At 72.1% G+C, this 25,867-nt stretch carries 16 protein-coding genes; 7 read left to right on the forward strand and 9 right to left on the reverse strand.

What is annotated here, in order from left to right:
• Positions 1-75: 75 nt before the first annotated feature.
• Positions 76-1,035: an ABC transporter substrate-binding protein gene (locus AC5K6T_RS10315; RefSeq protein ID WP_493207779.1), complete on the forward strand. Its 960-nt coding sequence runs from the start codon at positions 76-78 to the stop codon at positions 1,033-1,035.
• A gap of 286 nt (positions 1,036-1,321) precedes the next feature.
• On the opposite strand, the gene AC5K6T_RS10320 is transcribed toward AC5K6T_RS10315, so the two are convergent.
• Together AC5K6T_RS10320 and AC5K6T_RS10325 are read right to left on the reverse strand one after the other, a co-directional pair.
• A complete protein-coding gene (locus AC5K6T_RS10320) occupies positions 1,322-1,744 on the reverse strand; it encodes a DUF6114 domain-containing protein (protein WP_493207781.1) in 423 nt (140 codons plus the stop codon).
• A 4-nt stretch (positions 1,745-1,748) separates the two neighbouring features.
• Entirely contained in the window at positions 1,749-2,456 is a 708-nt protein-coding gene (locus AC5K6T_RS10325; RefSeq protein ID WP_493207783.1) for a DUF6230 family protein, read from the reverse strand.
• Positions 2,457-2,820: 364 nt separating this feature from the next.
• Here AC5K6T_RS10325 and AC5K6T_RS10330 point away from each other — a divergent pair, with 364 nt between their 5' ends.
• The 5 genes from AC5K6T_RS10330 to AC5K6T_RS10350 all read left to right on the forward strand — a co-directional run bounded on the left by AC5K6T_RS10330 (position 2,821) and on the right by AC5K6T_RS10350 (position 10,752).
• On the forward strand, positions 2,821-3,477 hold the full coding sequence (locus tag AC5K6T_RS10330; RefSeq protein WP_493207785.1) for a Tat pathway signal sequence domain protein: 657 nt from the start codon (positions 2,821-2,823) through the stop codon (positions 3,475-3,477).
• Between the two features lie 422 nt (positions 3,478-3,899).
• Positions 3,900-5,702, forward strand: coding sequence for a S8 family peptidase (locus tag AC5K6T_RS10335; protein WP_493207787.1), 1,803 nt, complete (start codon positions 3,900-3,902; stop codon positions 5,700-5,702).
• Between the two features lie 279 nt (positions 5,703-5,981).
• Entirely contained in the window at positions 5,982-8,168 is a 2,187-nt protein-coding gene (cyc2, locus tag AC5K6T_RS10340) for a germacradienol/geosmin synthase Cyc2 (RefSeq protein WP_493207789.1), read from the forward strand.
• A gap of 379 nt (positions 8,169-8,547) precedes the next feature.
• On the forward strand, positions 8,548-9,126 hold the full coding sequence (locus AC5K6T_RS10345; RefSeq protein WP_493207791.1) for a PDZ domain-containing protein: 579 nt from the start codon (positions 8,548-8,550) through the stop codon (positions 9,124-9,126).
• A 654-nt stretch (positions 9,127-9,780) separates the two neighbouring features.
• A complete protein-coding gene (locus AC5K6T_RS10350; protein WP_493207793.1) occupies positions 9,781-10,752 on the forward strand; it encodes an aminoglycoside phosphotransferase family protein in 972 nt (323 codons plus the stop codon).
• A 74-nt stretch (positions 10,753-10,826) separates the two neighbouring features.
• On the opposite strand, the gene treZ is transcribed toward AC5K6T_RS10350, so the two are convergent.
• Entirely contained in the window at positions 10,827-12,572 is a 1,746-nt protein-coding gene (gene treZ / locus AC5K6T_RS10355) for a malto-oligosyltrehalose trehalohydrolase (RefSeq protein ID WP_493207795.1), read from the reverse strand.
• A 193-nt stretch (positions 12,573-12,765) separates the two neighbouring features.
• Between treZ and AC5K6T_RS10360 the strand changes: the two genes are divergently transcribed.
• Positions 12,766-13,317, forward strand: coding sequence for an FHA domain-containing protein (locus tag AC5K6T_RS10360; RefSeq protein ID WP_493207797.1), 552 nt, complete (start codon positions 12,766-12,768; stop codon positions 13,315-13,317).
• A gap of 93 nt (positions 13,318-13,410) precedes the next feature.
• On the opposite strand, the gene AC5K6T_RS10365 is transcribed toward AC5K6T_RS10360, so the two are convergent.
• The 6 genes from AC5K6T_RS10365 to treY form a co-directional block, all read right to left on the reverse strand.
• Positions 13,411-14,664, reverse strand: coding sequence for a M14 family zinc carboxypeptidase (locus AC5K6T_RS10365; RefSeq protein ID WP_493207799.1), 1,254 nt, complete (start codon positions 14,662-14,664; stop codon positions 13,411-13,413).
• 852 nt (positions 14,665-15,516) lie between these two features.
• A complete protein-coding gene (locus AC5K6T_RS10370) occupies positions 15,517-16,293 on the reverse strand; it encodes a hypothetical protein (RefSeq protein ID WP_493207801.1) in 777 nt (258 codons plus the stop codon).
• Entirely contained in the window at positions 16,293-20,093 is a 3,801-nt protein-coding gene (locus tag AC5K6T_RS10375) for an SGNH/GDSL hydrolase family protein (protein WP_493207803.1), read from the reverse strand. Before AC5K6T_RS10375 ends, AC5K6T_RS10370 begins: the two co-directional genes overlap by 1 nt.
• A gap of 964 nt (positions 20,094-21,057) precedes the next feature.
• A complete protein-coding gene (locus AC5K6T_RS10380; protein WP_493207805.1) occupies positions 21,058-21,933 on the reverse strand; it encodes a hypothetical protein in 876 nt (291 codons plus the stop codon).
• Between the two features lie 1,027 nt (positions 21,934-22,960).
• Entirely contained in the window at positions 22,961-23,170 is a 210-nt protein-coding gene (locus AC5K6T_RS10385) for a hypothetical protein (RefSeq protein WP_493207807.1), read from the reverse strand.
• Positions 23,171-23,241: 71 nt separating this feature from the next.
• Complete coding sequence (treY, locus tag AC5K6T_RS10390) at positions 23,242-25,602, reverse strand: malto-oligosyltrehalose synthase (protein ID WP_493207809.1); 2,361 nt, start codon at positions 25,600-25,602, stop codon at positions 23,242-23,244.
• Between the last annotated feature and the right edge of the window lie 265 nt (positions 25,603-25,867).

Here is a 25,867-nt window from a genome sequence, read left to right on the forward strand (position 1 = left end):
CGCGACCGGAACCGCGCGCGCCCGGGGCGAACGCCCAGCCCTGCCCATCGAACATCCGAGCCCGGAACGGGAATTGTGACTGCAACCGTGAAGAGCAGCTGGATCGGTCCGAGACACCGCGGCGCGGCCGCCCTGGTCGCCGCGCTGGCGGCGTTCGCCGCGGGCTGCGGCTCGTCCGACGACTCCTCCGACAACCCGCTCGCCGAGGGGGACCAGCCCGCCGGTGACACCGTGGTCGTCGGCTCCAACAACTTCGCCGAGAGCACCCTGCTCGCCGACATCTACGGCGAGGCCCTGAAGGCCAAGGGCATCAAGGTCACCTACAAGCCGAACATCGGCAGCCGGGAGACCACGTACGGCCTGCTGAAGAACGGCACGATCACCGTGCTGCCCGAGTACAACGGCTCGCTGCTGGCCTACCTCGACGCGGACGCCGAGCAGACCTCGGCCGAGGCGGTGAACTCCGCCGCGCGGGAGAAGCTGGACGACTCGCTGACCCTGCTCGACTCCTCGCCCGCCGAGGACAAGGACTCGGTCTCGCTGAACGCCGAGACGGCGAAGAAGTACGGTCTGACCGACGGGTCCACGCTCGCCGACCTCAAGGACATCGCGCCCGAGCTGGTCATCGGCGGCTCGCCGGAGTTCCAGACGCGGCGCCAGGGGCTGGTGGGCCTGGAGGCCGAGTACGGCCTGAAGTTCAAGTCCTTCAAGGCGCTGGACGCGGGCGGCCCGCTCACCCAGGCGGCGCTGAAGAAGAACGCGGTGCAGGCCGCGGACGTCTTCACCACCGACCCGACCATCACCAAGGAGAAGTTCGTCGTCCTGCAGGACCCGAAGAACCTGTTCGGCTTCGCCAACGTGACGCCGCTGGTCTACAAGAGCGGCCTGTCCGAGGAGGGCGTCGCCGCGCTGAACGCGGTCTCCGCCGAGCTGGACACCAAGACGCTGCTCGAACTGGACTCGCAGGTGCAGCTGGAGAACAAGGACCCGCTGGACGTGGCCAAGGCCTGGCTGGAGACCGCCGGCCTGAACTGACCGGGCTGAACTGACCGGCCTGAAGGGACCGGCCTGAAGGGACCGGCTTGGAGTGACCGGCTTGGAGTGACCCGGCCTCACCGTGCCGCCCGGCCTCACCGTGCCGCCCGGCCTCACCGTGCCGCCCGGCCTCACCGTGCCGTGCGGGCCCACCGTGCCGTGCGGGCCCACCGTGCCGTGCGGGCCCACCGTGCCGTGCGGGCCCGGCCGGAGCCGGGCGCCGGCCCGCTGCCCGCCGCCCTGCCCCCTCGCCGGGCGGCGGAGCGGCCGGGCGGCGGGCCGGCGTTCAGCGCGCGGCGGCCTCGGCCTCGCGGCGGCGGCGCCTGCGGGAGCGGCGGGGCTCCTGGTCGGGCAGCCAGCCGAAGGCCAGGCAGCTGCCCGTGATCCCCAGCAGCAGGCCGAGCAGGAAGCCGCCGAGGTTGGAGGTGGCCCAGGTGCCCAGTGAGAGCAGCAGGCCGGTGAGCGAGTAGAACAGCCGCTGCGCGGGGCTGAACAGGATCAGCAGTCCGCAGAGCACCATCAGCACCGGCAGCAGGTACCCGGCCAGCCCCTGCATCCCGACGTGCAGCACCACCTTCAGCGACGCCGTCATGGTGAGCAGGATCTCCGCCCCGGCCAGGGCCAGCAGCAGCCCGCCCCAGAACGGCCGCCGGCCCCGCCAGCGGCGGAAGGCGGCCCGTGCGCCGCCCCGGGTGCGCCCCGCGGTCACCGGGTCAGCAACCCGACTCGCTGAAGCGGAGCTTCAGACCGGGCAGCTTGAACACGGCTGCGGTGGTGGCGTAGTTGGTCTGCCGCAGGTCGGCGATGCGCACGGTGTCGGCCTGCTGGCTGAACACGCCGATCGGCCCCTGGACGCCGCCCTTGGTCAGGGTGCTGGCGTCGTTGCCGATCTCGATGTTGCCGAACGAGGCGTCACCCGACAGCTGCGTGGAGTCGGTGGCCAGATGCGTCGCGCTGACCTTCTGGGCACCCCGGCCCGCGGTGATGAGCAGGTTGGTGCCGCCCAGGTCGACGCTCTGGCACAGGTCGGTCAGCGTGGCGTTCTTGATCACGGAGGTGACGACCAGCACCTGACCGCCGGTGTCGCCCTCGTTCGGGCTGCCCTCCGCCATCGAGTCCAGGGCGCCGAACTGTTCGAAGCCGGTGCCCTCCAGCTCGGTGGCGGTGACCGTGAACGGCATGCCGGAGATCGCGAACTGCACTCCGAGGGCGCCCTGCGCGGTGAGGATCGCCAGCCCGGCGACCGCGGCGACGGCCGCGACGGCGGGCACCGCGGCCCGGCGCAGCCGCACCCGGCCGCGTCCGGCCGGCTGTGGGGCGTCCCCCGGGACCGAGGCGGTGGCCGGGGCCCGGCCGGAGCCGCTCTCCGGGGGATCGGGGGTGGGGCCGGGGTGCGGCGGGTGTTCCGAGGACGAGGCCATGACTGCTCCCCTGTACAGGATGAATGCTCTACGGGTTCCAGTGGCGCGGTGTCCTGGCGCGGACGGCGGCCACGGCGGTCCGCACGCTCGCGACTCCCGGCGGACGCAAGGGTTCCTCCGCGTCCCGCAGTGGCCTGTCCCGGAAGTTACCGGGGGTTACAGGGAGGGGTCAATGGCCCTCGGTGCTTTTGTTGACGCACCATCAATTTGTGTTCGAAGCATTGACGTTGACGGAACGTCAGCTCTACAACACTCGATGTCTCGTCCCGGATCCGTGGCGCCGGATCCGGCCCGTCACCGCGGCACGGCCGCGTACCCGGACCGGCACGGCCGCCACTCCCCTCCGGAAGAAGAGGCATCCCTCATGCGCACTCGCACGCTGCTCACGCTCGCCGCGGCCGCCGCCGCCCTCGCCCTGCCCGCCACCGCCGTCCCGGCCGGCGCGGCCGCCGGCCCGGTGCTGACCACCGGCTCGGCCGGCGGCACGCCCGTCGCCGTCGGGGACACCCTGACCGCGTCCCTGGCCGCCGGTACCGACGCCACCTTCTACTCCAGTGCCACCGGCACCAGCGGCATCCGCTGCACCGCCTCGCAGTTCACGGCCACCGTCACCGGCAACCCCGCCGCGCCGGGCACCGCCACGGAGTCCGTCACCTCGCACACCTTCGACGCCGCGAGCTGTTCCAGCAACGTCCTCGGGGTGACCGGCGTCCTCGGCATCACCGTCGACAACCTGCCCTACACCGCGAGCGTGACCTCCGCCGGCGTCCTCACGGTCACCCCGCCCAGCGGGTCCGCCATCCGCACCACGGTCCGGCTGCGCACCCTGCTGGGCTCCGTCACCTGCGTCTACCAGGGCCCCAGCCTGAACGGCACGGCCGACAACGCCGACAACAGCATCGCCTTCGCCACGCAGCACTTCACCAAGGTCTCGGGCTCGTCCCTGTGCTTCTCCCACGCGTACTTCTCGGCGAGGTACGCCCCGGTGACCGACGCGGGCGCGGCCGTCTTCGTCAACTGAGCCGTCCGCAGGCCCGTTCCCCCGCGCGGCGGCCGCCGCACGGGCAGGGCGGTGCCGCCTCCGGCCAGTGCCCCGGCGGCGGCACCGCCCGAGCGCTTTTCCGCCGCCCCCGCGCGAACCCTCCGCGGGCCCCCGCCCGTTCCCCCGCGCGCAGGGCGGGTCAAAGAGGGCATCCCCCCTCAACCGGCGGACGGCGAGGGTGGGTTTCCGGCCTGATCAAGGGTTTCCCCTGTACCCCTACGCGGGCCCCGTTGCCTATCGTTCCAGCACTGCTGACCCACAGGTAACCCCCACGTCGGGTCGGTGCACCAAGCGCCTGGCCGGCCATCGCGACCGCTTTTCGAACAGCCCCCACCGCTTCGACGACGAAGCGCTCGAACCGCCGCTCCGCGCTGCCGGAGCCGGCCACGAAAGGCACTCACTTGCGAACCTCCCCCACCCCGCGGCGCAGACTCGTGTCCGCCGCCGCGGTCACCGCCGCTCTTCTCACCGCCGCCACCGCCACGGCCGCCGTCGCACAGGACGCCCCCACACCCGTCCCGTCCGCCGGCCTCGCGGCCCGCACCGAGGCCGCCCCCGGCGTCACCGCCGAGCGGCTGATCGTCGGCTACCGGCCCGGCGCCGCCGAGTCCACGTCGGACAAGGCCGCCGAGGCCGACGCCCGGGCCAAGGGCAAGGAGACCGGCGAGAGCCTCGACTTCGAGCGCCGCCTCGGCACCGGCGCCGCCCTCGTCGGCCTCGGCGAGCGGCCCAGCGGTACGGACGTCGCCGACGTCGTCGCCGAGTACGAGGCCGACCCCCAGGTCGCCTACGTCGTACCGGACCGCCTGAACCTGCCGCAGGCCACCCCGAACGACACCGACTACGCCAAGCAGTGGGACCTCTTCGAGAGCACCGCGGGCATGAACGTGCCCGGTGCCTGGGACACCACCACCGGCTCCGGCGTGACCGTCGCCGTCATCGACACCGGCTACGTCACCCACTCCGACCTCGCCGCGAACATCGTCGCCGGATACGACTTCATATCCGACACCGCCGTCTCCGTCGACGGCAACGGCCGTGACTCCAACCCGGCCGACCCCGGTGACTGGTACAGCGCCAACGAGTGCGGTGCCGGCGTCCCCGCCAGCAACTCCTCCTGGCACGGCACCCACGTGGCCGGCACCATCGCCGCGGTCACCGACAACAGCAAGGGCATGGCCGGCATCGCCTACGGCGCCAAGATCTCCCCGCTGCGGGTGCTCGGCAAGTGCGGCGGCTACGACTCCGACATCATCGACGCCATCACCTGGGCCTCCGGCGGCAGCGTCGCCGGCGTTCCCGCCAACGGCAACGTCGCCAAGGTCATCAACATGAGCCTCGGCGGCGACGGTGCGTGCACCACCGCCACCCAGTCGGCGATCAACGCGGCCGTGGGCCGCGGCACCACGGTCGTCGTCGCCGCGGGCAACGACAACGACAACGTCGCCAACCACTCGCCCGGCAACTGCAGCAACGTCATCTCCGTCGCGGCCACCAGCCGCACCGGCGCCAAGGCGTCCTACTCCAACTACGGCTCCCTTGTGGACATCTCGGCGCCCGGCGGCCAGACCAGCACCGGCACCGCCAACGGCATCTACTCCACGCTGAACTCCGGCACCAAGACGCCGTCCACCGAGTCGTACGCCTACTACCAGGGCACCAGCATGGCCACCCCGCACATCGCGGGCCTGGTGGCGCTGATGAAGTCGGCGAACCCCTCGCTGACCCCGGCCCAGATCGAGTCGGCCATCAAGTCCAACGCCCGGGCGCTGCCCGGCTCCTGCTCCGGCGGCTGCGGTGCGGGCCTGGCCGACGCCGCCAGGACCGTCGCGGCCGTCAGCGGCGGCACCGGCACCGGCTCCACCTTCTCCAGCACCTCCTCCGTGGCCATCCCCGACGCCGGTTCCGCGATCGAGTCCCCGATCACCGTCAGCGGCGTCAGCGGCAACGCGCCCTCCACCCTCAAGGTCGGGGTGAACATCACCCACACCTACCGCGGTGACCTGGTCGTCGACCTGGTCGCCCCGGACGGCTCGACCTACCGGCTGAAGTCCTCCAACTCCTCGGACTCCGCGGACAACGTCATCGGCACGTACACCGTGAACGCCTCCGGGGAGACCGCCAACGGCACCTGGAAGCTGCGGGTGCAGGACGTCTACTCCGCCGACACCGGCACGCTCAACAGCTGGAACCTGACCTTCTGAGGTCACCCGGAACGGGTGGGCCGGCCGGCGCGGATGGGCGCCGGCCGGCCCACCTCACCCCGCCCGCCTTCCCCGTCCGGGCCCGGGACGCGGAAGGCGGGACCGGGCGTCCCGTCACAGACAGGGGGTGTGACAGGACGCCGGCGGAGCGGGGTGCGGGGCCCGCCGCCGGAACGTACCCACCGCGCCCTCGCGGCCTTTTCGGGCACGGTTCACGCGATGGTGTGATCACGGTGGGCCGAACGGATGTATCCGGTACCCCCCGGGTAGGGCCCGGCCATGACCCAGCCGTTCGAACTCCCGCACTTCTACCTGCCGCATCCGGCGCGCCTGAACCCGCACCTGGAGGAGGCCCGGACCCACTCCACCGCGTGGGCCCGGGAGATGGGCATGCTGGAAGGCTCCGGGATCTGGGAGCAGGCCGACCTCGACGCACACGACTACGGCCTGCTCTGCGCCTACACCCACCCCGACTGCGACGGCCCCGCCCTGTCGCTGATCACCGACTGGTACGTGTGGGTGTTCTTCTTCGACGACCACTTCCTCGACATGTACAAGCGCACCCAGGACCGCGCCGCCGGCAAGGCCCATCTCGACCGGCTGCCGCTGTTCATGCCGCTGGACCCGGCCGCGCCGATGCCCCAGCCGGGCAACCCGGTGGAGGCGGGCCTGGCCGACCTGTGGAAGCGCACCGTGCCGTCGATGTCCGAGGACTGGCGGCGCCGCTTCGCCGTCGCCACCGAGCAGCTCCTGAACGAGTCCCTGTGGGAGCTGTCCAACATCAACGAGGGCCGGATCGCCAACCCGGTCGAGTACATCGAGATGCGCCGCAAGGTCGGCGGCGCCCCCTGGTCGGCCGGCCTCGTCGAGTACGCCACCGCCGAGGTACCCGCCTCCATCGCCGGCACCCGGCCGATGCGGGTGCTGATGGAGACCTTCTCCGACGCCGTCCACCTGCGCAACGACCTCTTCTCCTACCAGCGCGAGGTCGAGGACGAGGGCGAGAACAGCAACGGCGTGCTCGTCCTGGAGACCTTCTTCGGCTGCACCACCCAGCAGGCGGCCGACACCGTGAACGACGTCCTCACCTCCCGCCTCCACCAGTTCGAGCACACCGCGTTCACCGAGGTCCCCGCACTCGCCCTGGAACGCGGCCTCACCCCCGCCGACGCCGCCGCCGTCGGCGCCTACACCAAGGGACTGCAGGACTGGCAGTCCGGCGGCCACGAGTGGCACCTGCGCTCCAGCCGCTACATGAACGGCGACGCCGCCCCCGCCGCGCCGTGGAACCGGCCCCTCGGCGGCGCGGCCGGCATCCACGCCCTGCTCGCCTCGGCGAGCGCCGAGCGGCTGCGCGCCCACACCCACCGGCCGTTCCAGAAGGTCGGCCCGTCCGTCATCCCCGACATCCGCATGCCCTACCCGCTGCGCCTGAACCCCGGGCTCGACGGGGCCCGCAGCGCCCTGCTCGGCTGGATGCACCGCACCGGCATGCTCACCGAGGGCGTCTGGGACGAGGACAAGCTCGCCGCCTACGACCTCGCCCTGTGCTCGGCCGGCCTCGACCCCGACGGCAGCCAGGACGCGCTCGACCTCAGCGCCCAGTGGCTGGCCTTCGGCACCTACGCCGACGACTACTACCCCCTCGTCTTCGGCACCCGCCGCGACCTCGCCGCCGCCCGCCTGTCCACCGAGCGCCTCTCGGCCTGCATGCCCCTGGACGGCGAGCAGCCCCTCGTCCCGGCGAACGGCATGGAGCGCGGCCTGACCGACCTGTGGCAGCGCACCACCGCCCGGATGGGCCCGGACGCCAAGCGCACCCTGAAGGCCGCGGTCGACGTGATGACCCGGAGCTGGCTCTGGGAACTCGCCAACCAGCTCCACCACCGGGTCCCCGACCCCGTGGACTACCTGGAGATGCGCCGCGCCACCTTCGGCTCCGACCTCACCCTCGGCCTGTGCCGCATGGGCCACGCCCCCGACATCGCCCCCGAGGTGTACCGCAGCGGCCCCGTCCGCTCCCTGGAGAACGCCGCCATCGACTTCGCGTGCCTGCTCAACGACGTCTTCTCCTACCAGAAGGAGATCGAGTACGAGGGCGAGGTGCACAACGCGATCCTGGTCGTGCAGAACTTCTTCGGCTGCGACTACCCGACCGGGCTGCGGATCGTCGCGGACCTCATGAACCAGCGCATGGCGCAGTTCGAACACGTCGTCGCCGTCGAACTCCCCGTCGTGTACGAGGACTTCGCCCTGTCCGCGGAGGACCGCAGGGCCATGGAGAGCTATGTGGCCGCCCTGCAGGACTGGATGTCCGGCATCCTGAACTGGCATCGCCAGGTGGACCGCTACGACGCGGGCTTCCTCGCCCGCCGCGCCCACGGCTTCCTCCCCGACCCGCCTCCCGCCCCGGCCCCGTCCCTGCCCCCGGCCCGGCCGCGCCCCCCGTCCCTGCCGGTCGGCTGACCTCACTCCTCCCACCCCGCCGCGCCGTCCACCGGACGGCCGGGCCGGGGGCGGGGCGCCGTCCCCGGACGTCCCCGGACACAGCCGCCGGACCGTGGTCCGGCCCCCGCCCGGCAGCCGCAGTTCCCGCCCGACGGGTGCGCCCGGCGTGATCCCGCAGGCCCGGCGCCCCGCCGCGGCCGCGGGACCACGCCGGGCGCCGCCGCACCGCCTCCCCGGCCCGCCTCCCCGGCCCGCCTCCCCGGACCGTCCGGACCGGACCCCGCGCACCGACAACCGGTCCAGGAACGCTTCCCGCCGCCGGCCCCGGCCCAGTCTCACTCGTTCGGGGATCGTCGCACTCCGCGGCGCCGGGTAGAGCACCAGCCGGAGGCGAACCATGGACCAGACCGCGTTGCGTCCCAAACCGATGCCCGGCCAGGAGCCCGGCCGACAGGACGGACCCGCGCCCGGCCGCCGCCCGCACGCCGCACGGCGGCGCGGGCGGCGCCTGACGACCCTGCTGCTCGGGCTGCTCACCGGCACCGTGCTGGTGCTGGCCGGGGTGGGGATCGGGGCCGTCGGCGCCACCGTGATCGGTATGGGCCGAGTCGCCGGACTCCAGCACGGCGGTCACCGGCCCGCCGCTGCCGGTCCCGTACCGGCGGCCACACCCGTACCGGCGGCCACCCCGGCCCCGCCGCCCGCCGCCCCGCGGGCCACCCTCGGGGTGGAGGCGGTCGACGACGAGCGGCCCGGTGCCCTCGTCGTCGGGCTGCACACGCCCGGCCCGGGACACGCGGCCGGCCTGGTGCGCGGGGACGTCCTGCTCGACTTCGACGGCACCCGGGTCGACACCGCCGCCGACCTGGCCCGCGCGGTGGCCGCGGCCCGTCCGGGCACCGGGGTGCGGGTGACCGTACGGCACGAGAGCGGCGGCTACCAGCAGTTGACCGTCGTCCCCGGCTTCGTCGTGTGACCCGGGCGCCCCGGCGCCGGCCGGGGCCCCCGCCGCACGTCCCCCTCCGCGGCCTCCCGGTCTTCGCGGCCTCCCGGTCTTCGCGGCCTCCCGGTCTTCGCGGCCTCCCGGTCTCCGCGACCTCCCGGTCTCCCCGGTCTCCACGGCTCTCCGGCCCCGGGCGATCCGCCGCCGGGGCGGCACGGGCCCGTCCGGGGAACGGTCCGGCGCCGCCCGGACGGTCCGCCGGCACCCGCCGCCGGGCACCGGCCCTCACCCCGCCGTCGCGCCACCCGCCCGCGTACGTCCGGTGGGCAGCCGATGCCCTGCCCCGCCCCGCCCCGCCCCGCCCCGCCCCGCGAGTTTCCCGCCAGGCGCTTCCGGTCGCGGCGCCCCGTCGCAGCGCCCGGACGCGCGCGAAGTGTGCCCGACCGGCTCGCGCCACCCCTCCCGGCCGGGCAGGATGCTGCCCGTAGGCCCCTCACACCCGCTCAGGGAGGCCCGGATGAACGGCGTGCCCGCGCCCTCCACCGCCGACGGCCCCGGCCCGTACGCCCGGCCTCCGCACCACGGGGCCGGGAACCGGGCTCCGGCTCGCGGCGGCATAGTGGACTGACCGGGCGACCCCGCCCGGACCCCGCACCGACCCCACCTCCGAGCGACAGCGGCGCGACCATGACCCAGCCACCCACACCCACCGCCGACACCGTCCGCACCCTGGTCCACGACCTCCTCAAGGGCGGTGCGGGGGACCCCGCCGGCCCCGACGTACGGCCGATCCCCGAGAGCACGGGGCGGACCGCCTGGTGGGTGGGCGGCCGCCATGTGCTGCGCCTCGCCCCCGACCCCGAGGGCACCGTCCGGCTGCGCCGCGAGCTGCGGCTGCGCGACCTCGTCCGGCCCCACGTCCCCGTCGCCGTGCCGGTCAGTGTGGCCCAGGGCGAGTGGGCGCCCGGCCTCGCCTGCTCCCTGGACACCAAGGTGCCCGGCGGTTCCGGGGACCGGCAGGACGTCTCCGCGATCGGCGAGGCCGACCTCGCCGGGCTCCTCACCGGCCTGCGTGCGGTCCCCGTCGCCCAGGCCGAGGCCCTCGGCGTGCCGCGCGCCGCGCCGCGCTCTCTCGAATCACTGCGCCGGACCGCGGAAGCGGCCGCCGGACGCCTCGGCCCGGCCGACGAGTTCGATCCGGCCCGGCTGCACCAGCTCACCCAGCCCGCGGCCCGGCAGCTCGCCGTGCAGCCCGGCGCCGCCGTCCTCGTGCACCACGCCCTCACCGGCGACCACCTGGTGGTCAACGCCGAGGGCCGGGTGCGCGGCGCCCTCGGCTGGGCGGACGCCGTCGCGGGCGACCCCGCGGAGGACATCGCCGGACTCGCCCTCGCCGTCGGAGCGCCCGCCGCGGTGCGCGCCGCCACCCTCGCGGGCTACGGCGCCCGCCCCTGTCTGCGCGGCCTCTGGCTGGCCCGCTGCGACACGCTGATCCGCCTCGCGGCCCGCCTCGACGGCCGTGACACCGCCGTCGCGCTGCCCCTGCTGCGCACCCAGCTGCGGCACGCCTGGGAGGCCATCCTCCTCGAACGCGTCAGCGATCTGCGCGGGGCCGACGAGGGGGACGCGCCGGCGGACGCGCACGGAGACGCCCACTGACGTCGCGGCGTCCTGACGTCCGCCGGCCCGGTGGCCGCGGTCCCCGCCCGGCCGTGTCCCGGCCCGCCCCCGGCTCAGTCCTGCGCCAGCAGCACGCACGACCGGCCGGGCAGCCGCAGCACCCCGTCCTCGCCGGGCGCCCCGACCGGCTCCCACGCGGCGAGCACCCGCACCGGGCGGGTGCCCAGCGGGACCCCGGCGGGCTCCCGCCCGAAGTTGACCGCGACCCTCAGGTCCCCGCGCCGGAAGGCCAGCCAGCGGGCCTCCTCGTCGAAGGCGACCTTCGTGTCGGTGAGGTCGGGGTCGGTCAGGTCGGGCAGCTCCCGGCGCAGCGCGATCAGCAGCCGGTACCAGTCCAGCACGCGCGCGTGCGGCGCGGCGCGGAGCTCGGACCAGTCCAGGCAGGACCGCTCACGGGTCGCCGGATCCTGCGGGTCGGGCACCTCGTCCTCGGCCCACCCGTGCGCGGCGAACTCCCGCCGTCTGCCCTGCCGTACGGCCTCGGCCAGCTCCGGGTCGGTGTGGTCGGTGAAGAACTGCCACGGCGTGCCCGCGGCCCACTCCTCGCCCATGAACAGCATCGGCGTGAAGGGCGCGGTCAGCGTCAGGGCCGCCGCGCACGCCAGCAGCCCGGGCGGGACCAGGCCGGCCAGCCGCTCGCCCCGGGCGCGGTTGCCGACCTGGTCGTGGGTCTGGCTGTAGCCCAGCAGCCGCCACCCGGCGACCCGCCCCCGGTCCAGCGGGCGCCCGTGGTGGCGCCCCCGGAAGCTGGAGTAGGTGCCGTCGTGGAAGAACCCGCCGGTCAGCGTCTTGGCCAGGGCGGCGACGGGGGCGCGCGAGAAGTCCGCGTAGTAGCCCCGGGACTCCCCGGTCAGGCAGGCGTGCAGGGCGTGGTGGAAGTCGTCGCTCCACTGCGCGTGGACCCCCAGCCCGCCCTCCCCGCGCGGTGTGACCGTCCGCGGGTCGTTCCGGTCCGACTCGGCGATCAGGAACAGCGGCCGGCCCAGCTCCGCGGCCAGCGCGTCGACGGCCGCCGCCAGCTCCTCCAGGAACGAGAACGCGCGCGTGTCCGCCAGCGAGTGCACCGCGTCCAGCCGCAGCCCGTCCAGCCGGTGGTCCCGCAGCCAGGCCAGCGCGCTGCCCACCAGGAACGCCCGCACCTCGTCGGAGCCGGGCGCGTCCAGGTTGACGGCCGAACCCCACGGCGTGTGGTGCGTGTCCGTGAAGTACGGCCCGAACGCGGGCAGGTGGTTGCCGTCCGGGCCCAGATGGTTGTGCACCACGTCCAGGACCACGCCCAGCCCCAGCTCGTGCGCCCGGTCCACGAAGCGCTTCAGCGCCGCCGGCCCGCCGTACGGCTCGTGCACCGCCCACAGCGACACCCCCTCGTACCCCCACCCGTGGCGGCCCGGAAACGGGCACAGCGGCATCAGCTCGACGTGCGTGACGCCCAGCTCCGCCAGGTGCCCGAGCCGCTCCGCGGCCGCGTCCAGCGTGCCCTCGGGGGTGTAGGTGCCGACGTGCAGCTCGTACAGGACCGCGCCCTGCAGCGGCCGTCCCGCCCACGGGGCGCGCCAGATGTGGCTCCCCTGGTCGACGACCGCGCTCAGCCCGTGCGGGCCGTCCGGCTGGCGCCGCGAGCGCGGGTCGGGCAGGACGGGGCCGTCGTCCACGGCGAAGCCGTAGCGTGAGCCGTCGGACGCCCGGGCCCGTGCCGTCCACCATCCCTCGCGTTCCGGATCGCGCTCCATCGGCGTGGCCGCCCCGTCGCACTGGAGCGTCACACGGCCGGCCTGCGGTGCCCACACCTCGAACTGCACGGACGGTTCCCCTTCGTCTGCTCACCGTGATGTAGCCCCACCATGGTGCGGCACCCGAGATCGATTCGCGGGGCGATCCGCAATCCCCGGCGGCCTCCCGGTGGCGTCCGGCGGGCCGTCCGGCGGGCCGGGACGCGGCGGCCGTCCGGCCCGTTTCTGGACAGCCGGGGAGCACTGACCGACAATCACGAGCGTGACGTCGTCCTTCGAGTTCCCCGCCTGTCCCGCGCGGCTCTCCGACGCGGAACGCGACAAGGCGCTGAAGGTGCTGCGCGACGGCGTCGCCGCGGGCAGGCTGTCCCACGACACGTTCGTCCGGCGCATGGAGCTGGCGCTCGCCGCCCGCAGCCCCGACGAACTCGCCGCGCTCACCGCCGACCTGCACCGCGAGAACCGGCTGGCGCGCCTGGTGTTCGGCACGGTCGAGGCGGTGTCCGGGTTCACCGTACGGCTGCGCAGGGCCTGGCAGGCCGAGCGGCTGCCGAAGCTCCTGCTGCCCCATCCCGCCACCGGCCACCCCCTGCGGATAGGCCGCGACCCCGCCTGCGGGCTCCGCCTCAACCACGAGACGGTCTCCCGGGTGCACGCCGAGCTGACCCGCCAGGGCGGGCTGTGGGTGCTGCGCGACCTCGGGTCCACCAACGGTACGACCGTCAACGGCCGGCGGGTGACCGGCTCCGCCGTCGTCCGCGACGGCGACCAGGTCGCCTTCGGGCACATGGCGTTCCGGCTCTCCGCGGTCTGACCGCACCCAGCCCGCACGGCCCGCACGGCCCGCGGAGCCCCGCCCCGGCCCGCCTCACCCCGTCCGGTCGGGTGCGCGAACGGGTGCCGCCGTTCAGGTCGCGCCCGCGCGTGCGTACAGCGCGGCCGCGAGCACGGTGCGCACCTGGTGCTCCACCTGGTGCTCCAACGGCACCCAGCGGGCCTGGAACCGCTCGGCGAAGGCATCGCTCCACTCCACCACCAGCCGCTCCAGCAGCGGCGCGGCACGGTCGTCGGCCGCGCTCAGCACCCTCAGCAGCATCGCCGCGGCCCGCAGCGGCAGCCGCCGGGCGAAGGCCTCCACGCTGCCGACGTACGCCCGGGAGCCGTCCGCGGGCGGAGCGCCGGCCCAGTCCGCGGCCAGGCCGGGCGTCAGTTCCAGTGCCCAGGTCGAGGCCCGCAGCAGCGGCCCGCCGTCCACGCCGTCGAGCCGGGGCAGCGCGTCGGACAGCACCCGCTCCACCTGCCGTGCCTCGCGCAGCAGCCGCTGGGCCAGCCACCGCAGCGCCGCGGCCGGAGCGGGGTGCGGGGCCGCGTCGCCCACCAGGTCGCTCGCCCACATCGGCACCTCCACGACCGCCGTGAGACCGCCGTAGCGGTGCGCGTGGAACCAGGTGCTGTCGCGCGCGTCGTCCGGCATGCTCGGGTACGGCGCCCCCGAGCCGCTCGTCGGCATCACCCGCACACCCGGCCCGGACGCGGGCCAGCCCGCGGCGTCCGACGCGCCCGCCTCCACGGGGATGTTCAGCTCCGCCGCCGACTTCGCGAACGGCTCGGCCAGGCCCGGCACGTCCCGGGTCAGCTGCACCCAGCTGCCGCCCAGGTCGGTGCCGTGCAGGCTCACCTGGAGGTAGGGGCGCAGCTCGTCGATCAGCCCGGTCAGGGTGCGGGTCTCGGGCGGCAGCAGGTCCGGCGGCAGCACCGACGGCGACCACTCCGGCTGCTCGGGCCCGGCCGGGCGGAAGAAGCCCCGGTGGTAGTCGAGCAGACTGTGCGGTGCGGGCGTGTGGTGCAGGCTCGCACCGTCCGGGTCCGCGCACAGCAGGAGGTGCCAGGAGGTGCCGTCCCGCAGCGCCCGCTCGTGCAGCACCCGTTCGGCGAGGGCCAGCAGGGTGGGGCCGCCCGCGGGTTCGTTGGCGTGTGCGCCCGCGACGACCAGGACGGCCCGCCCGGCGTGCCCCACGGACAGCAGGTGCAGCGGGCGTCCGGCCCGGGACCGCCCCACCTCGCGCAGGACGCACAGGCCGGGATGGAGCGCGGCCAGGGTCCGGGCGGACGCGACCAGTTCGGGCAGGGTGGGATAGCGCAGCTCCGGCAGGAGACTCACCCCCGCACTGTCCGGCCGGCCTTCGCACCCGCAGTACCCCACGGAGTTGAGCGGGTGTCAAGAATGTGCGCCGGAGCCGCTGCGGGGCGCCCGGATGCGCCCGGGGGAGCCAGGTGGCGCGGCCGCGCGCAGCCGGACCCCAAGCGCCGCCCCGCCCCGCCGCTGTACGCACGGCTGGCCAAAGTGATGCTCTCCGACATTCCGGGACCCGGGCTGGCTGCTGGGGGTGGCTCTGCCCCCGTGAGGCTGCGCCCTCATCCGCGTATCCGTCGAGGTATACGACGCGCTTGTCGTGGGAATGCGTGCCCGTCATCCCGCCGAACTGCGGCAGATACCGCTTGAGGAGATCGTGCTCGAACACACTGGGAAGCGCTCTATCCGCCCAGTAACTCCCGCCTGTGCCCGACGACATCGCCCCACCCCTAGATGAGCCGTAGTTTTCTGATAGCAGATGGTGAGGCGCCGGTGGGAACAGAGCAAGAGGCACTGGCCGTGCCCGCGTGCGGAACGTGCCGCCCGCTCTCAACGCCTTCGACATCACCTTCGGCGGACGACTCTCAGCCGCCCACCGCTGAAGCTCCGACAACTCCAGAACCACCGTTCACTGGGCTCTGTCTCGTATTCGGTGGTGACAGAGCGTCATCGCTGATGTACCTGGTCCGAGCCGCGCTGACCAGGCCCTGGAGAACATCGGCGTCAACGGCTGTGACGTGTTGCGAGCACTGTGCATCACGAAACGTGCACGGTGCTCGTGGGTCAAGGACTCGCACGGGCAGCGGCCTAGGCGTGGACGGTGAGGAATGGTCGTTCAATCAACGCCTGGCGATCGGACGGCAACGGGTGCTGAGGAACTCAGCAGGAAGATGCGGGAACCGCGGTGGTGGAAAGCTGTCCGTCGTCGCCGGGGGCGGGCCGGGTGAAGCGGTAGCACTGGGTGATCGTTGTGCCCGGGCTGGAGACAAGGATGGAAACCATGACAGAGTCCCGCTTGTGCACTGCGCTCTTGACGTCGTAGGAGCGTAGCCGTCCGGTGGGGTCGAGGGCCTTCTGCACTCCGGTGCGGGTCAGTTCCTCGGCAGGCATCCGCGAGATACGTGTCTGGGTCAGGCGGACCAGGCCGTCGATCTCGGTGCCCGGACGGCATACATCGTCGTCTCGGTCGGAAACCCGCGATGTCCATGCCTGGCCGGGACGGTGAATGTAGGTGAAGACGAAACAGCGGGTCACCTCGACGGGGCCTCCGCCGGGCAGGATGGCCTCTTCGTCGTAGTGGGTGGATTTCGCGGCCGTGGCGGTGAACTCGCGGCGAGACGCGTCGTAGGTGATCACCGGGGCTTCGGAGTGCTGCCAGATCACCCTGGTGAGAGTGTCGGCGTTGGTGGCGCCACTCGTGTCGAGTGCGCGGACCGTGTTGTCCGCCGTGGCACGGGCCTGCTGCAGGATTGACGCGAGTGCCTTCTCCCTGCGGTTGTCGTTGAGGTTCCCGTCGTGCCAGGCCGAATACCACAACCAGGAGACGACGGTGCCGAGAGCGACAATCAGAGCGATCAGAATGGTCAGGCAGCCGGAGGTCACAGGGCGGTTCGACCGCCCTGTGACCACAGCGCTGCCGGTCTTGTCAGGTACCACTAGCTGCCCTTGTATCCGATGTCGGCCAGCGCTTGGTTCATGACCTGGGCGTAGCCCGTGGTGCCGGCGTTCTTCGGGTGGAACGATTCCAGGCTGGCGCAGATGTCTTCACCCGGCCAGGGTAGGCAGGGAACCTGGTTGGCCGGGTCACCGGCGTGGAAGTCGCCGTCGCCGTTCGGTCCGGCCACGAGGCGGTTGATCCACTCGTCGCTGTCGCAGATCCCATGTCCCTGGAACGCGGGGATCGGATCGGCGAAAGCCACCTTGACCCCCGCCTTGCTCAACTCGCCTACCTTGGCCTTCTGCTTGTCGCGGACGTAGTCGGCCAGGTAGTTCAGGGCGTCGAAGTCGGCTGTCACGCAGGGCTCGTCACCAACCAGGCGAGGGTAGCCCATGAGCACGATCTGCGCGTTCGGCGCGACGCTCGCGATCTGGCGGAGGAGGTCCCCGGTAGCCGTGACCGATTGGTCGACGTTGGCTGTGTAGTCGGCCGGGTCGCACACCCCGATGATGTAGCAGTCCGTGACGGCGTTGGTGAAGTTGTCACCGTCGTTTCCGCCGATGGTCAGTATGACCAATGTGGTGTCCGCACTGAGGACGCCGGAGTCGATCTGGCTCTTCTCGTGGTAGTTGCCGATCCTTCCCCACGGTGTGGGGTCTCCGGTGGTCAGCTGCGAGGTGTGCGCGCCGGAACAGCTGACGTCCAGGAAGTCGATGGTGGAGCTGCCATTGTCCGCGAGGTCGCCGAGGCTGGTGCTCTGGCCGGGCAGCAGCACCTTGCGCGGCCAGGAGTTGGCGCTGCGTCGGCACGCATTCCAGCCGCTCTCCCCGTGGTTTCTGTCGGACTCAGGCGAGTATGCCCCGGAACCTTCACCGGAGGTGTAGGAGTCGCCCATGGCGACAACCATGTGCTGCGGCTTGGCCGAAAGCGGTTGGAAGGCGACGGCGTCCCAGGCCACGTCTTCATCGGCGGAGCCGTCCTCGGTGGCGTTGGTCAGGGTCACGCGCGGCGTTCCGCTGAAGCGGTAGACGCCAAGTTCGACCCAGGTGTTGGCGCTGTAGTGGGTGTTGACGTAGCGGTCACGGTCGCCGCCCACGCCCCCCTTGATCACGTAGTGGGCCTGCTGGGTGTGGGCTCCGGTATCCGGCATGTGCGCGAAGACGCGGGTCCATTTGTCCAGGCTCTGGCCGAGGGTCCAGGTGCCGTTGATGGTCATCCGGCCGCCGCTGCCGCCGAGATGGCCGGTGTCGCGGGTGTGGGTGTACCAGAAGTGACCGCCGTAGCCGCCGCCGATCTGGTGCAGATCACCCTTGGCCTCGTACTGGTTGTCGGTGTCGGAGTAGAAGGAGAACTGGAAGCTTCCGTCCGACTCGACCGCGCCGCAGTCGCTCCAGGTGGGCTTGCCTGCCGCGATCGCCTCGACGACGAGAGCCCCAGAGGGCAGACCGGTGTTGAAGCACTCGGGTTCGCCGTACTGGAGGCGGTAGCCGCGGCCCGGCTCCGAACGCAGGGTCACGTACTTGATGTTCTCGTGCCCACAGGCGCGGTCGCAGTCCTCCTTCCACGTCACGTTCGGCGCGTGGAACCAATGCAAGGTGTAGCAGGCTTCGGTGCTGCACTCGGGCGGGTTGTCGGGGTCGCAGTCGTTCGCGGCGTTGCAGAAGGCGTCCAGCGGTGGGCTGACGTCACTGCGCTGGAGGTCATTGACCCACCAGGCGGGGCGGAAGCCGGCCGAGGCGAACCCGGACTCGCCGGGCCAGTCCTGCCGTCCGGAGGTGGCGTAGGAGTAGCCGGCGTCGATGGACCAGGCGGCCCAGCCCATCACCTTCTCCTCGTAGGGCCAGTCCTGCGGGTGTGCCGCGTCGTGGTTGGCATCCGGGTTGAGGCTGGTGTCCAGGAACGGCAGCCGGTGCGGCGGGTAGAGCGGGTTGGCGGGGTTGTTGTACCAGCCCAGGCCCCACGGTTCGCTCGGGGCGCCGGCCGGGTTGAAGCCGAGGTTGTAGTTCCACAGGGCGGCGAACCAGTTCTCCGGCTTGGAGGGGTCGTCGTTGTTGATGGTGATGGTCTGCCCGTTGGTGTGGAGCTCGTTCCACTTGTCCGCGAGGATGTACATGGACGCGGCGATGTTGACCGTGTAGTCGAGGGCGACGGCCCGCTGCACGTTCGCATCCAGGCCGGTCTCACCCTTCTTCTCGTGTCCGGCCAGGCGCATGCCGTCGGTGACCTGGCCGACGCCGTAGCCGCAGTCGGATTCGTCCCAGTTGATTTTCCAGTACGCGTCGGAGGTGCTGCCCTTGTGGCCGTAGAAGCCGGCCACGGCCGCGAGCGGGTTGCCCATCTGGCCCGGTATCGCCCCTGACTCCGCCTGCCACAGGTTCGACTCCTGTGCGAGCACCCCCAGCAGGACCTGGGCCGGGATGCGTCCGTTGCCCTCCAACGTCGGCTTCGGGAACAATCCCTGCGGGTCGATCGTGCCAAGACCGGCCTGAGAGCGCCAGCCGCCCTGATCGATCCAGCCGGACCGCAGCTCGCCGCGGACGGCCATGTCCACGGCCCACTCGACCTGGTTCGGCGTCGGCTGGAGCGCCATGCTGTCCACGTCGTTGCGGGGGACGGAACACCAGCGGTCGGTGTCGACCGGGTTGGTGGAGACACCGGCGGCCACGGCGGTGCGCATCAGATGGGTGTGCGCCGCACCGTCGCTGCCGGCCTCGGTGAGAGCGGGCGAGAGGGTGTCGCTGCCGGATCCGCTGTCCTGCGTCGGCACGGACTGTGTGATCTTCTTTCCGGTCTCCGTTGCCGTGGAGGTCACCGTCAGCGGCTTTGCCTCCCCTGCCTGCGGCGGCTGCGCACTGTCGTCCTGCGGTGCCGGCTCGGGCGTCGTGAAGCCCTTTCCGCTCCCCTTGATCCGCTTCAGGCCGGCGCGGACACCCGGTGAGAGGACCGGGTCGACGGCCAGCCTGCCGTGGCTGGAGACATCGGCGTCGGCCGGCGCGTCGAGGACGGTGACCCCGGTTCCCTTGGTGCCCGGCGTCCCGGCGGGGGCACCGGTGAGGAACACCCGTGTGGTGCCGCCCTGCTTGAGGGCGAGGTCGCCTAGCTTGCCCGAGGCGAACGTCGAGGGGCGGCCCTGCCCCTTCCATAGCTTGGCGTGGGCCGTGTCGTCGCCCTCGCGGTCGAGGAAGGCGACCTGGCCCTTGCCCGTCACCCGGATGTCGAACGGCGCGTTCTCCGTGTCGACGAGGTTCTTGACCTTCCCCGACCGGCTGACGTGCACCAAGTGGCTGCCGCGCGCGGCCACCGTGCCGTCCGCGACCGGAACGGCCGAGGTCACCTGTCCGTCGGCGACCGTGTCGGCCACGGTGTCACCGGACGTGTTGACGGTGACGATACGGCTCTTGTTGTCCCGGAAGGCCGTGAAGGCGGCCGTGCGCGTGTCCGGGTTGCATGTCGGATCGAAGTAGGCGAGCGACGCCGTGAACGGCAGCTTCGCGACCTCGCCCCTCTTGAGGTCGACGACGGCGGTGAACGCACCACCCAGCATCAGGTCCTGATGGTTGGTGAAGGTGCGCGGGGCGTAGGCGACCGCGGCGTGCGTACGGTCCATCACGCACGCGTTGCCGATCCAGGTGTCCGCCGGCATGCCCGGTTCCGCGAGGACGGCAGCGGTCTTCCACGCGTACGCCTCGGCGCTGTCCGCGATGAGGATGCGCAGCCCGTCGGTGTCGGCCACAGCAGTGACGGCTCGGTCCGGCGAGGCCTTCCAGCTCTTGCCGAGCTTCTTGCCCGGATTTTCCACCTGGCCCGCGGAGGCCTGGAGGACGGCCGGTTTGGGTGATGGCTTCGATGGGGGGTCAGCGAACGCCGGTGCGGCCTGTATGAGCCCCGCCAGGACGCTCGTGGCCGCAAGCCCTGCGACTACGACACGACCCTGATGGACCGGTCTGAGCACGTTCAACGCATCCACTCCTATGTGTACTAGGCATGACATGACGCCGTCAGGGCGTGGTGGCCAACTCGAAAGCAACCGGGGAGGCGGGGCTTGTGCGCGGGCCACCCCGGGAAGGGGGTCCCACGCCCGCTCGACCGTTCGGAACCGACTGCCAGCATGGCGACACAGTCCGGTGAACGGCTTACACCTTCAGTACGGGATCAGTGAACTGCCAGCGACCGGAGAAACCATCGCCACTTCGGCGACGGCATATCAGAGCACCCAATACCGGAAAGACGCGTTGTCGTTGTAAACGTTCACGAACCGCGCTCGACTTTCGTACGGATTCAATACGTCCTGCGCGCCTCGGTAGCCGCTGTTGTAATATACGCGGGCGGTGTACTTGTAGTGGTCATTCCGCGCGGATGCCGCGTTGTTCTTGATTCTCTGACTCGAACCCGGCCATGGGCTGGACGCACCGAAGTAACAGAACCTCAGCGGGTGAGTACTAGGATCAGACCCTCCCGGACGCAATGTATCAAAATCGTACACTCCATACTTCAAATTCCGGTACGACCCCTCCAGGTTCGAATTGTAGAAGATCGTAAAGGGGAACGCAGAGCTCCATTGGTCGTAACACCCCCACGAACTGAACAGGGTGTCATCGTCAGTATTGGTCCCGTTGTTGAAGGGGTCGTACCCAGCATGAGCAGGGACCGTCAGGGTCATGGTCGCGACGAGCGCCGCTGCGAATATACCAAGTCTCCTGACCACCTTGCGCATTAATGTCTCCTTGGGGGAAATTGCGGGCTAACAGGAGGCACCTCTTACGTCACCTGCTCGAGGTTTTATACTGCTCAAGTGCCTTGAGATTCTTGCTGATCTGCGACCGCTGGATTGCGGCCTCGGCGTCGAACCACGCCTTCTCTACGCGGTGTTCGTCACGGCACTCCACATCCGCGACCGCCGTGTCGATCTCCTGCTGTGTCAGACCTCCAGCCGCGGCCCATCGCGGGTCGTCGTTGGCGTCCATCGGCGCTTCGTACTCGTACCCCTTGGCCTTCATGCACGCCGACCACTGCTTGAAGACACTGCGCACGGCCGGGTCGCTCTTGGAATCGCGGTACGAGTACCAAGCGATCTCCTCCGCCAAAGTGGGCTCTTGAGCAACGTCCAGCGACTCGCCGGGTCTTCCGTCAACCTTGCCCACACACTCCTGCAGGACTTCCCGGTCGGTCTCCATGGAGTGGTCTTCCGTGAGCGCCTCGTTGTACGCCTTCACCTTGTCCGGATCAGGGTGGTAGCCGCTCTTCCGCGCCTGCTCCAAGGAGTGGATCCCGTAGCGGTCTGCAGTGAGGGAATCGCCGCTGCCAAGAGAGGGAAGGTCGGGTGCGGGTTCCCAATCGGCAAAGCCGGCGTCGGCCATGCATGCGTCGATGCGTTCATCCCGTGCCGAGGAGGCATCGAAAGCAGCCGCGCCCTTCGCGGCTCCGGGCAGGTACGCCTCAATCGGCAGCCGCCATGCCGCAGGGCCGTCCGCTTCGCTCGCGGAGGCTCTCTGCGGTGCAGTGGAGTTGGACGCCTGCCCCTGGTGCGATTCCTTCTGCAGCCCGCTCGACCACGTGATCGAGAAAGCCAGGGCAGCAACAGCGGCTGCAACTGTGGCCGGTGCCACTATCCTGGCCGGCCTCTGCCACTTCTGACTCATCCAATCCTCCCCGTCTCTCACTCTTCGCCCAACGCAGGGGCGAGGTGCTTACGTTGCTGGCATCCAGGCTGCGTCCGCTGAGCGGCAAGGTGGACCTACGGGTCTGCCTTCTTCGCTCAAGCCGTAGTGCGGGACTCGACAGAGGCAGAGCGCGCCAGCCGAGAGGTTCCAGTGGCAGAGGAGGCGCGGACCGCTGCGCGTTTCTCCGGTCCCGGCATGCCGCAGGCCGCGTTGCCAAGGTCGGCATGACGGGCCGCGCCAACGTGGCCATCGACACATTCGTTCACACAGCTCACACCCCCCTGCGTGCGCAGAATGGAGGACGCGATTGTGTAGCGCCGTCCCCCTGGCTGTGGCGTTCAACGACCTGGATTCACTTCGTTGCAAGCTTGATCACTCTAGTCACCACGCCGTCACACCGGGCAAGGGTCGGTCAGGGGCATGGCTAGAAATGAACCCAGCATGAACGCCCCCTCGGCCCAGGCACCTGCAACCGCTTACCTCGTGAAACTCCTGTAATAGAACCCGATCTGAGAGGTGAAGCCACAGTCAGCAGGTTGGCCGATTGCACGCCCCGTGAGGTTCCCCGGGCCCTCCCCCGCGAGAGTGGACACGCGTTCGGGTGGTTATGCGGCCAGCGTGAGCCTATCGGGCTCCTGCTGGTGCTGGTGTTCGTAGTCGACGGGGCTGAGATGTCCGTTGGCGGAGTGCCTGCGGCGGGGTGTTCACGAGTACCGCCGACCAGGTGGGACAGAAGCGACGGTTCTGGTGACCAGTACGCCGTCGTGTTCGATCCGGCCGGGGTATTCCTCTACGGGTTCGATCACGAGAGTGATGCCACGCCATGGCGAGAGTGGCCCCGTGCGCATATCGGCCTGGCCTCCTCGACGGTCCACCCCCGTCGCTCGCGCGCCATGCGGCGGCACCGGAGTTCCGGTTCGACGGCTTCTTCGACGCGACGGTGCGCGTCTGGCGTGAGAAGGACGCTGAGGCGTGGCAGTGCGGTCAGGTCAAGTTCGACGACGAGTCAGACGGGATCGACTGGCTGTTCGACCTTCTCACCGACGGCAGCACGAACGCGTACGTCAGCTTTGCCGAGAACTGTTTTGAGCGGACCATCGACCATGACGCAGTAGCGGCCGTCCTGGCTGGGGCGCCGCTGAGCCACGGGACGGTGAGGGGACATCGCCGCACGGATCTTGTGGTGGTCGTCCAGGACGGCGTGGTGGAAGCACACAACCAGTCCCAGCGCGACTTCCGCCGCTGTCAGGCCGGCGTCGCTGATCTCGGTGCGCAGCAGGCGTACGATCAGTCCGCCCGCTCCAGCAGTGCGACCGGTCGCCCCTCGAAGAGTTCCTCCAGCGGCACCTCCCGGGTGAACTCCCGCCCGGGCGTCAGCAGGTCGCTCCAGCGGCCCGGCGGGAGCGGCAGCCGGGTGTCCCGCCAGCCGCCCGCCTCGGCCAGCCGGAGCGACAGCCGGGTCACGGCGGTGACGACCTGCCCGGACCGGGCGAAGGCGGCGCAGTGCCCGGCCGCCGGGCCCCGCGCGGCCAGCGGCGTGTAGGCGGCGCCCGCGCCGAACGCCTGCGGCCGCCGCGACCGCAGCCGCAGCGCGGCCGCGGTCACCGCGGCCTTCTCGCCGGGGTCGGCCGGCGGCAGCACGGCGGGCCGCCGGTTGTCCGGGTCCACCAGGGCCCGGTACTCGGCCTCCGTGCCCTGGTACACGTCCGGCACACCCGGCATGGTCAGGTGGACCAGCGCCACCCCCAGCACGTTCGCCCGGATGTGCGGCTCAAGGGACTTGCGGAAGGCCGCCACCCGCTCACCGGCGACCCCGCACGGCCCGGCCGCCGCGAACGCCTCGACCGCCTCCTCGTACGCCGGCTCCGGCTCGGTCCAGGTCGTGAACAGCCCGGCCTCCCGGGCGTGCTTCAGCAGTGCTCCCCGCACCCGCGCCGGGTCCGCCGGGCCGAGGCCGAACACCGTCTGCCAGGCCGCCCAGGCCAGCTGCGCGTCCGGCACGGCCTCACCGGCAGCGCCGCCGGCCCGCGACAGCTCCGCCAGCAGGCGCGCCCAGCGCCCGGGACACTCGGTCAGCACGGCCAGCGCGGCCCGCACGTCGGCACTGCGCTTGGTGTCGTGGGTCGACACCACCGTCCCGGTCAGCGGCCAGTCGCGCTGCAGGCGCGCGCAGTAGGCGTGGAAGTCCTCCGGGGACACCCCGGGCGCGCCGGGGTCGCCGCCGACCTCCGTCGCCGACAGCAGCGGCACGTACCGGTAGAACGCCGTGTCCTCCACGGACTTCGCCCGCAGCGCCGACGACAGCTGGGCGAACCGGGTGCGCAGCTCCCGCTGGCGGGGTCCGTCCCCGTGCCGTCCGAGCAGCAGTTCCCGGACCACGTCCACGGCGTCGGCCTCCTCAGGCACCACGAAGGCGAGGCGGGCCTCGGCGGCGGCGTCCTCGGTGAGCACGCGGGCCGCGTCGGCGGAGCCGTACGGGCGGTACACCTCCATGCGCACCAGCAGCTCACGCAGGGCCGTGGCGAGCGCCCAGGGGGCGCGGTCGCGCAGCCGGGGCTCGGGCGAGGCGGCGCAGGCCCGGACCGCGGTCCGGGTCAGCCGGTCCAGCTCGGCCGCCAGCTCGTGGCCGAGCACGCCGTACGCCGCCCGCCGGACGGTCGCTCGGAACTCGCCGCCCCGGTCCGTCAGGGGAGTCGCGAACCGCCGGTAGTGGCCACGGAGTTCCACCGCGCCCGCCCGGTCCGTGAACAGCCCGTCGATCCGGCGCAGCGCGTCGTAGCCGGTGGTGCCCGCGACCGGCCAGGACGACGGCAGGTGCTCGGCGTCGGCGAGGATCTTCTCCACCACCGTCCAGCGGCCGCCGGTCGCCTCGGCGAGCCGCGCCAGGTACGCGCCCGGGTCGGCGAGGCCGTCGGGGTGGTCCACGCGCAGTCCGTCGATCACGCCCTCGCGCAGCAGCGCGAGAATCGTGCCGTGGGTGGCCGCGAAGACCTCCGGGTCCTCCACCCGCACCCCGATCAGCTCCGAGATGCTGAAGAACCGCCGGTAGTTGAGCTCGGTGCGGGCCAGCCGCCACCACACCGGGCGGTACCACTGGGCGTCCAGCAGCTGTGGCAGCGGCAGGCCTTCGGTGCCCTCGCGCAGGGGAAACACATGGTCGTGGTAGCGCAGGGCGCCGCCCTCGACGCTGAGTGCGGCCATCTCCGCGCCGGCCGGCGCCCCGAGCACCGGCAGCAGCAGCTGCCCGCCCTGCGCCTCCCAGTCGATGTCGAACCAGCGCGCGCAGGGCGACGCGGGCCCCTCGCGCAGCACCTCCCACAGGGGTCTGTTGTACGCCGGGGCCATGGCCATGTGGTTGGGCACGATGTCCACCACCAGGCCGAGCCCGTGCTCGCGCGCCGTCGCCGAGAGCGCCCGCAGGCCCTGCTCCCCGCCGAGTTCGCCCCGCACGCGCGTGTGGTCCACGACGTCGTAGCCGTGCGCCGACCCGGGCACGGCCTCCAGGACGGGCGACAGGTGCAGGTGGGAGACGCCGGTCGAGGCCAGGTAGGGCACGGCCGCCGCGGCGGCCGCGAACGGGAACGAGGGCTGGAGCTGGAGCCGGTAGGTGGAGGCGGGCACCGGCGGGGCGGGGCGCTCAGGTGTCATGCAGGGCTACGTACCCGCCCCGCCGCCCTTCCTGTCATCGCCCCGCCACGCGGCGGTACCCGGCCGGGCACCGCCGCGTAGGCACCGCGGGCCTGCCCGGGGCGGCCGTCCGGGGTGCCCGGGACCCGGCCTGTGCCTGCCCGGGCCTGCCCGGGGCGGCCTGCGGGAGCGGCCGGACCACCGCCCGCCCGGGGTGTGCCCGTCCGCCGCGCCGGTCCGGCCGGGCCGTTTCGGACGCGTCGCGCGATCGCCCGTACGGGTCAGC

This window comes from Streptomyces sp. B8-7, from assembly GCF_058833805.1.

Bases quoted from the DNA above. Each gene is read 5' to 3' on its own strand.
- AC5K6T_RS10330 (WP_493207785.1), top strand. From the start codon at position 2,821: ATGCGCACTCGCACGCTGCTCACGCTCGCCGCGGCCGCCGCCGCCCTC.
- AC5K6T_RS10380 (WP_493207805.1), bottom strand. From the start codon at position 21,933: ATGAGTCAGAAGTGGCAGAGGCCGGCCAGGATAGTGGCACCGGCCACA.
- treY (WP_493207809.1), bottom strand. From the start codon at position 25,602: ATGACACCTGAGCGCCCCGCCCCGCCGGTGCCCGCCTCCACCTACCGG.
- AC5K6T_RS10325 (WP_493207783.1), bottom strand. From the start codon at position 2,456: ATGGCCTCGTCCTCGGAACACCCGCCGCACCCCGGCCCCACCCCCGAT.
- AC5K6T_RS10345 (WP_493207791.1), top strand. From the start codon at position 8,548: ATGGACCAGACCGCGTTGCGTCCCAAACCGATGCCCGGCCAGGAGCCC.
- AC5K6T_RS10350 (WP_493207793.1), top strand. From the start codon at position 9,781: ATGACCCAGCCACCCACACCCACCGCCGACACCGTCCGCACCCTGGTC.
- cyc2 (WP_493207789.1), top strand. From the start codon at position 5,982: ATGACCCAGCCGTTCGAACTCCCGCACTTCTACCTGCCGCATCCGGCG.